The organism is Micromonospora sp. NPDC049089, assembly GCF_040648775.1.
Taxonomy (GTDB): Bacteria; Actinomycetota; Actinomycetes; order Mycobacteriales; family Micromonosporaceae; genus Micromonospora.
In genome coordinates this window covers 1-6,579 of record NZ_JBEZEH010000289.1, presented here as the reverse complement: position 1 = coordinate 6,579, position 6,579 = coordinate 1, and the positions used below count along the sequence as shown (strand labels likewise).

The 6,579-nt window shown below is 71.7% G+C and carries 7 protein-coding genes; 4 read left to right on the top strand and 3 right to left on the bottom strand.

Annotated elements, in window-relative coordinates:
* The first annotated feature begins 85 nt into the window (after positions 1-85).
* Positions 86-1,516 (top strand): ABC transporter ATP-binding protein, encoded by a 1,431-nt coding sequence (locus tag AB0B48_RS31155; RefSeq protein WP_357207822.1) that lies wholly within the window; start codon positions 86-88, stop codon positions 1,514-1,516.
* Entirely contained in the window at positions 1,513-2,313 is an 801-nt protein-coding gene (locus AB0B48_RS31150) for an energy-coupling factor transporter transmembrane component T (protein ID WP_357207819.1), read from the top strand. The genes AB0B48_RS31155 and AB0B48_RS31150 overlap by 4 nt, the downstream gene beginning before the upstream one ends.
* Positions 2,314-2,604: 291 nt before the next feature.
* On the opposite strand, the gene AB0B48_RS31145 is transcribed toward AB0B48_RS31150, so the two are convergent.
* On the bottom strand, positions 2,605-3,090 hold the full coding sequence (locus tag AB0B48_RS31145) for a hypothetical protein (RefSeq protein WP_357207816.1): 486 nt from the start codon (positions 3,088-3,090) through the stop codon (positions 2,605-2,607).
* A 289-nt stretch (positions 3,091-3,379) separates the two neighbouring features.
* Between AB0B48_RS31145 and AB0B48_RS31140 the strand changes: the two genes are divergently transcribed.
* Both AB0B48_RS31140 and gndA read left to right on the top strand, forming a co-directional pair.
* Positions 3,380-3,676 (top strand): thiamine-binding protein, encoded by a 297-nt coding sequence (locus AB0B48_RS31140; protein WP_357207813.1) that lies wholly within the window; start codon positions 3,380-3,382, stop codon positions 3,674-3,676.
* Between the two features lie 189 nt (positions 3,677-3,865).
* Positions 3,866-5,308 carry an NADP-dependent phosphogluconate dehydrogenase gene (gene gndA / locus AB0B48_RS31135; RefSeq protein ID WP_357207810.1) on the top strand — a complete coding sequence of 481 codons (1,443 nt, stop codon included), beginning with the start codon at positions 3,866-3,868 and terminating at the stop codon, positions 5,306-5,308.
* Between the two features lie 143 nt (positions 5,309-5,451).
* Here the strand turns inward: gndA and AB0B48_RS31130 are convergent, their stop codons facing one another.
* Together AB0B48_RS31130 and AB0B48_RS31125 are read right to left on the bottom strand one after the other, a co-directional pair.
* A complete protein-coding gene (locus tag AB0B48_RS31130) occupies positions 5,452-6,213 on the bottom strand; it encodes a pirin family protein (RefSeq protein WP_357207808.1) in 762 nt (253 codons plus the stop codon).
* Positions 6,210-6,437, bottom strand: coding sequence for a thioredoxin reductase (locus tag AB0B48_RS31125; RefSeq protein WP_355009269.1), 228 nt, complete (start codon positions 6,435-6,437; stop codon positions 6,210-6,212). Before AB0B48_RS31125 ends, AB0B48_RS31130 begins: the two co-directional genes overlap by 4 nt.
* Positions 6,438-6,579 lie beyond the last annotated feature (142 nt).

The following is a 6,579-nucleotide window of genomic DNA, read 5'->3' as shown; positions in this document are numbered from 1 at the left end:
GGTTTGCGTCAACAGAAGCCCATTTCCTGACGCAAACCTCTTGATCAACAAGGGTAGGCGAGGTGGGTGGGAGGGGGTGGGTTTGGTGGGCGGGGTACTGCTGCGGGGGTTCGGGTGGCGGCACGCTGGGCGGCGGGCCTGGGCTCTGCGCGGGGTTGATCTGCGGGTTGAGGCTGGGGAACGGGTTTTGCTTCTTGGGCCGTCCGGGGCCGGTAAGAGCACACTGCTCAGCGCCCTGGCGGGACTGCTGCCCGAGGACTCCGGCGAGCAGGAGGGCACCGTCGAGATCGACGGGCTCGACCCCCGCAAGGGGCGGGAACGGGTCGGCATCGTCTTCCAGGACCCGGAGACCCAACTGGTGATGGCGCGCTGCGGCGACGACGTCGCGTTCGGGCTGGAGAACCGGGGAGTACCGGCCGACGAGATCTGGCCCCGGGTGGACGAGGCCCTGCACCGGGTCGGCTTCCCGTACTCCCGGGACCGCCATACCGCCGCGCTCTCCGGCGGCGAGCAGCAACGCCTCGCCCTGGCCGGCGCGCTGGCCCTGCGCCCCGCCCTGCTGCTGCTCGACGAGCCGACGGCCAACCTCGACCCGGCCGGGGCCGAGCTGGTCCGGCACGCGGTGGCCGGCGCACTGGACGCCGACACCACGCTGATCCTGGTCGAGCACCGGGTCGCCGAGGCACTGCCGCTTGTCGACCGGGTGGTCGTCCTGGAACCGGGTGGCGGCGTCCGCGCGGACGGCCCGCCCGAGGCGGTCTTCGCCGCCCACGGCGCCGCCCTGGCCGCCGAGGGGGTCTGGGTGCCCGGTCACCCCATCGCGCCCCGACCGGCGACCGCCAGCCCCGGGGAGCTGTTGCTCACCGCCGACCGGCTCGGCCTGCCGCCCCGGCTGGGCCCCACCGACCTGGCGGTACGCGCCGGTGAAGCACTCGCCGTACGCGGACCGAACGGTGCCGGCAAGTCCACCCTGGCGTTGCTGCTCGGCGGTCTACTCAGGCCGGGCAGCGGGCAGGTCACCGCGACCGCCGAGTTGGCCGGCGCGGACCACCGCACTCCCCCGCACCGGTGGCGGGCACCCGCGCTGGCCCGACGCATCGGGTCGGTCTTCCAGGACCCGGAGCACCAGTTCGTCACCAGCACCGTCTTCGACGAGCTGGCGCTGGGCCCGCGCCGCACCGGTCAACCCGAAGCAGCCGTCAAGGAGACCGTGGCCGGGCTGCTGGAACGGCTACGGCTGGCCCGACTCGCCGCCGCCAACCCGTACACCCTCTCCGGTGGCGAGGCACGGCGGCTGAGCGTGGCGACCGCCCTCGCCACCGCGCCACGCCTGCTGATCTGCGACGAACCCACCTTCGGTCAGGACCGGCGGACCTGGCGGGAGCTGGTCGACCTCTTCGCCGACCTGCGCGACGCCGGGCACGCCGTGGTCACCGTCACCCACGACGCGGACTTCGTCACCGCGCTCGCCGACCGCACCGTCACCCTGCACCAGACCCCGGACGACCAGCGATGATCAGCATCGAGCCGGTCGCCGCGCCGGACGCGCCGTTGGCCCGCCGCAACCCGGTGGCGAAGGTCGCCGCCGCACTGGTCTTCTCGTTCACCCTGCTGGCGACCCTGGACCCGGTGGCCCCGGCAATCGCCATCGCCCTCGAACTGGCCGTCCTGCCGCTGTTCGGCATCCGCTACCGGGTGCTGGCCCGGCGGGCCTGGCCACTGCTGCTCAGTGCCGCCGGCATCCTGGTCACCCTGGTGCTGTTCGCCGCCGACCGGTCCGGCCGGGTCCTGCTGGACGTAGGACCGGTGCTGGTGAGCACCGGCGTCCTGCTCACCGCGCTCGGCCTGGTGCTGCGGGTGTTCGCGGTGGCCCTGCCCGGTGTGATCGTCTTCGCGACCACCGACCCCACCGACCTGGCCGACGCGTTGATCCAGAACGCGAAGGCGCCGGCCCGGTTCGCCATCGGGGCGCTGGCCGCGTTCCGACTGGTGCCGCTACTCGGTCAGGAGTGGCAGATGATCACCATGGCCCGCCGGGCGCGCGGGGTGGACGCCGGCCGCGATCCGGTGGCCAAGCTACGACTCTTCGCCTCCACCGCGTTCGCGCTGCTGGTCGGGGCCATCCGCCGAGGCACCCGACTGGCGGTGGCGATGGACGCGCGCGGCTTCGACGCCGGCACACCCCGTACCGTCGCCCGCCACCAGCACTTCACCCGCGCCGACGTCCTCCTCGTCGCCGGAGCTGCCGTACTCGCCGCAGCCGCCCTGACCACGAGCGTCATCCTGGGCACCTTCCGCCCCCTCATCAGCTGACCCCGCCCCGCGGCCCGCCCGCTGCCCGCCCCCGCCCGCCGCCGCCGCCGCCGGCAAGATCCGCACAACATCAGGGATGTAGTGGCTTCGCTGGCGAAGGAGGCCACTACATCCCTGATGTTGTTGTCACCATCCGGCGCACACGCGCCACCCCCGTCGATCTTGCGAATTCTGTCGTCGATTGATTCATGTATGCCAGTTATGTGAGCGCAGAAAGTGCAAGATCGCGGGGTGGGACGGGGGTGGGGTGGGGTGGGGTGGGGTGGGGTGGGGTGGGGTGGGGTGGCTTGGTCAGCTGCGGCGGAAGGCGTAGCGGCGGGCCTGGCCGGCCTGCTGGCTGCGGCCGCCGCCGGAGCGGTTGCCGCCGCCCTGTGGTGGCCCTGCCGTCGGTGCCTTCGGTCGGCCGGTCGCCTTCGGTAGATCACCCACCGAAGGCGCGTCGACAACCGCCGGCACATCGACCGCTGCCGGCACGGCCACCTCGTCCGGGACCGCCACCTCGCCCGGGGCGGAGGCTGGCAGCGCCGGCTCCACCAGTGCCGCAGGTAACGCCGACTCAGCCCGCAGCGCCGGCTCCACCAGTACCGCGGGCAGTGCCAAATCTGCCCGCGGCGCAGGCTCCACCAGTGCCGCCGGCAGCGCCGGCAGGGCCGGTTCGACCGCGAGGTCGAGGGCCGGGAGGGTGGTTGGCAGCGGGCCGTGGCCGGCTGCCGGGTCGACGCCGAGCGGCGTCACTCTCGGGGTACGGGTCTTCTTCGGGTTACGCCTGGCAGGCATCCGGGCCTCCTTCAATGCCGACCGGCACGGCCGGTCCCGCGCTGCGGCGGTCGGTCGGATCGGCTGGTAACCGCCGTTGCGCGGCGGTCGAGTGGGGAAGGGACTGCTCACCGGGCCAGGCAGGGCCATCGCCACCGAACGGCGGGGAGGGAATGCGGGACGCCCGGGAGCGCACGGACCGCGACGCGGGGCGGCGGGCCGGCTCGGAATTGGGGCGTCAGTTACGCATGTTCGTACCGTAGCCACCGCCCGACCGACGCGCATCCGTTTTTACTGGCACGATCGGCAGATGCTGATCGCGTTCTCGATCACCCCGCTCGGCGGTGACGACTCCGTGGGTGACCTGGTCGCCGAGGCGGTGCGGGTGGTCCGTGCGTCCGGCCTGCCCAACCGGACCGATGCCATGTTCACCACCATTGAGGGCGAGTGGGACGAGGTGATGGCGGTGGTGAAGCAGGCGGTCGACGTGGTCGCCGCGCAGGCGCCCCGGGTCAGTGTGGTGCTCAAGGCCGATGTCCGGCCCGGGGTCACCGACGCGCTGACCGGGAAGATCGCCCGAATCGAAGCCCGTCTCGCCGAAGGCTGACGCGCGCGGCGCGGAATGACGACACGTTTACCTGCGCGGGGCTCACCGACCAGCGCCGAGGGCCCGAGCCGCCAGGGGCAACGTCCGCATCACGTGCAGTAACGGGACGTCGATCACTGGTCCGTATCGGCTCACATCACGGTAAGTTTCCAAGCGCTGATAGTGGTGTGACGAGAGGTGGCGGCACGAATGGCTGATCAGGCGAGGGCACAAATCGGTGTGACCGGGCTGGCGGTGATGGGTCGCAACGTGGCCCGCAACCTGGCCCGCAACGGCTTCACGGTGGCAGTGCACAACCGCTCGCCGGAGCGCACCCGCAGCCTGGTCGCCGAGCACGGCGACGAGGGCACGTTCCTGCCCGGCGAGACGATGGCCGATTTCGTGGCGTCACTGGAACGACCCCGCGCGGTCATCGTGATGGTGAAGGCCGGCGCGCCCACCGACGCGGTGATCGATGAGTTGGTGCCGCTGCTCGACGAGGGCGACATCATCGTCGACTGCGGCAACGCCCACTTCGCCGACACCCGTCGCCGCGAGGAGGCGCTGCGGGCCCAGGGGCTGCACTTCAGCGGCACCGGTGTCTCCGGCGGCGAGGAGGGCGCGCTGCGCGGGCCGAGCATCATGCCGGGCGGCTCCGCCGAGTCGTACGCGAAGCTCGGGCCGATGTTCGAGAAGATCGCCGCCCAGGTGGACGGCGTGCCGTGCTGCATGCACGTCGGGCCGGACGGCGCCGGGCACTTCGTCAAGATGGTGCACAACGGCATCGAGTACGCCGACATGCAGCTCATCGCCGAGGCGTACGACCTGCTCCGGGCCGGCCTGGACGCGACGCCGGCCGAGATCGCGGAGATCTTCCGGGAGTGGAACAACGGCGAGCTTGAGTCGTTCCTCATCGAGATCACCGCCGACGTGCTCGCGCACACCGACGCGGCGACCGGCCGGTCGTTCGTGGACATCGTGCAGGACCGGGCCGAGCAGAAGGGCACCGGTCGGTGGACCGTGCAGAGCGCCCTGGACCTGGGCATCCCGATCACCGGGATCGCCGAGGCGACCTTCGCGCGTTCGCTCTCCGGGCACGTCGACCAGCGCGAGGCGGCCCGCCGGGCGTTCCCCGACGCGGGTGAGAAGTGGCAGGTGACCGACCGGGAGACCTTCGTCGAGGACGTCCGCCGGGCGCTGCTCGCCTCCAAGATCGTCGCGTACGCGCAGGGCTTCGACCACATCCGCGCGGGCAGCCAGGAATACAACTGGGACATCGACCTTGGCGGCACCGCGACGATCTGGCGGGGCGGCTGCATCATCCGGGCCCGCTTCCTCAACCGGATCCGTGAGGCGTACGACGAGCAGCCCGACCTGCCGACGCTGCTGGTGGCGCCGTACTTCGCCGAGGCGGTCAGCGCCGGCGTGCCAAGCTGGCGGCGGGTGGTGGCCGACGCGACCCGGGCCGGTGTGCCGACGCCCGCGTTCTCGTCGTCGCTGGCGTACTTCGACGCGTTGCGCGCGGAGCGGCTGCCCGCAGCGCTGATCCAGGGTCTGCGGGACAACTTCGGCGCGCACACCTACCAGCGGGTGGACCGCGAGGGCTCGTTCCACACCACCTGGGCCGCCGACCGCACCGAGTCGCCGGCGTAGCCGGCGCGGCGCCCGGTTCGCAGCGCCCTGCGCCCTGCTAGATCGTGCTTGATCCAGGATGTAGTGGCCTCCCTCTCCATGGAGGCCACTACATCCATGTTCAAGCGCGATCTAGGGAGACGGCAGGTGCGAACCGGTAGTGGTCAGGCGACCGTGGCGTGCATCTCCCAGACGAGGATCTCGGCTGGTTCGTCGGCGGTCACCCGCCGGCCACCGGTCATGGTGAGCCGGGCCGCGTCGCCGCTGCCGAGCGGACCACTGCCCTCCAGGGTCACCGTGCCGTTGGGCACGTAGAGGTGCACGTAGGGCGCGTCCGGGATGGTGACCTCGTCGCCGGGGGCGAGACGGGCGGCGTGCAGGGTCGCGTACCGGTTGCGGATCCGGATCGCGGACGCGCCGTCGTAGCGGTCCATCCCGGACGCGATCGGCACCAGGCCCCCGCGGAGCAGCTCGTCCTCGATCTCCAACTGCTCGTAGCCGGGGTCTACGCCCTGCTCGTCGGGGAGCACCCACATCTGCACGAAGTGCACCGGGTCGGTGTGCGGCTCCTGGTTGTTGAGCCGCCAGGCGTCGTTCTTCTCGGAGTGCAGGATGCCGGTGCCGGCGCTCATCCGCTGGGCCAGACCCGGGTAGATCACCCCGGAGTGTCCGGTGGAGTCCTGGTGCACCAGGGAACCGCGCAGCACCCAGGTCACGATCTCCATGTCCTGGTGCGGGTGGGTCTCGAAGCCGGCGCCCGGTCGGACCACGTCGTCGTTGTTGACCAGCAGCAGGCCGTGGTGGGTGTTGGCCGGGTCGTAGTGCCGGGAAAACGAGAAGGAGTGCTTGGAGTCCAGCCAGGAGATCCGGGTGGCGAATCGATCATCGGCACGACGGATGTCGACGGCGGGCGCTGGCCCGGTCACCAGGCACGCTGCCCGGCGTCGGGGGTCGACGGCGCCCAGGTCAGGGCCGGATCGCCGCTGGCCAGTTCGGCGATCTCACCGGTGCGCAACTGGGGAGTGTGGCCGAACTCGGCACAGTGCTGCTCGGCGATCTCGGCACAGATCTCGGCTACCTGCTCGCAGATCGGGTCGCCCAGGTCGGCGGCGTTCAACGCCATGATCATCTTGAAGCGGAGATCCCGCATCTGGCCCCCAACCGCCGTCGTCCCACCACCTCCGGACCCTACCCGCCGCCTTTGCGCAGGACCCCGAAACGAGCGCACCCACCCTCACAGGCGGGGTGAGTTGGTGGGGACGCGACGGCGCCGCCCGCACGGGAGTGCGGAC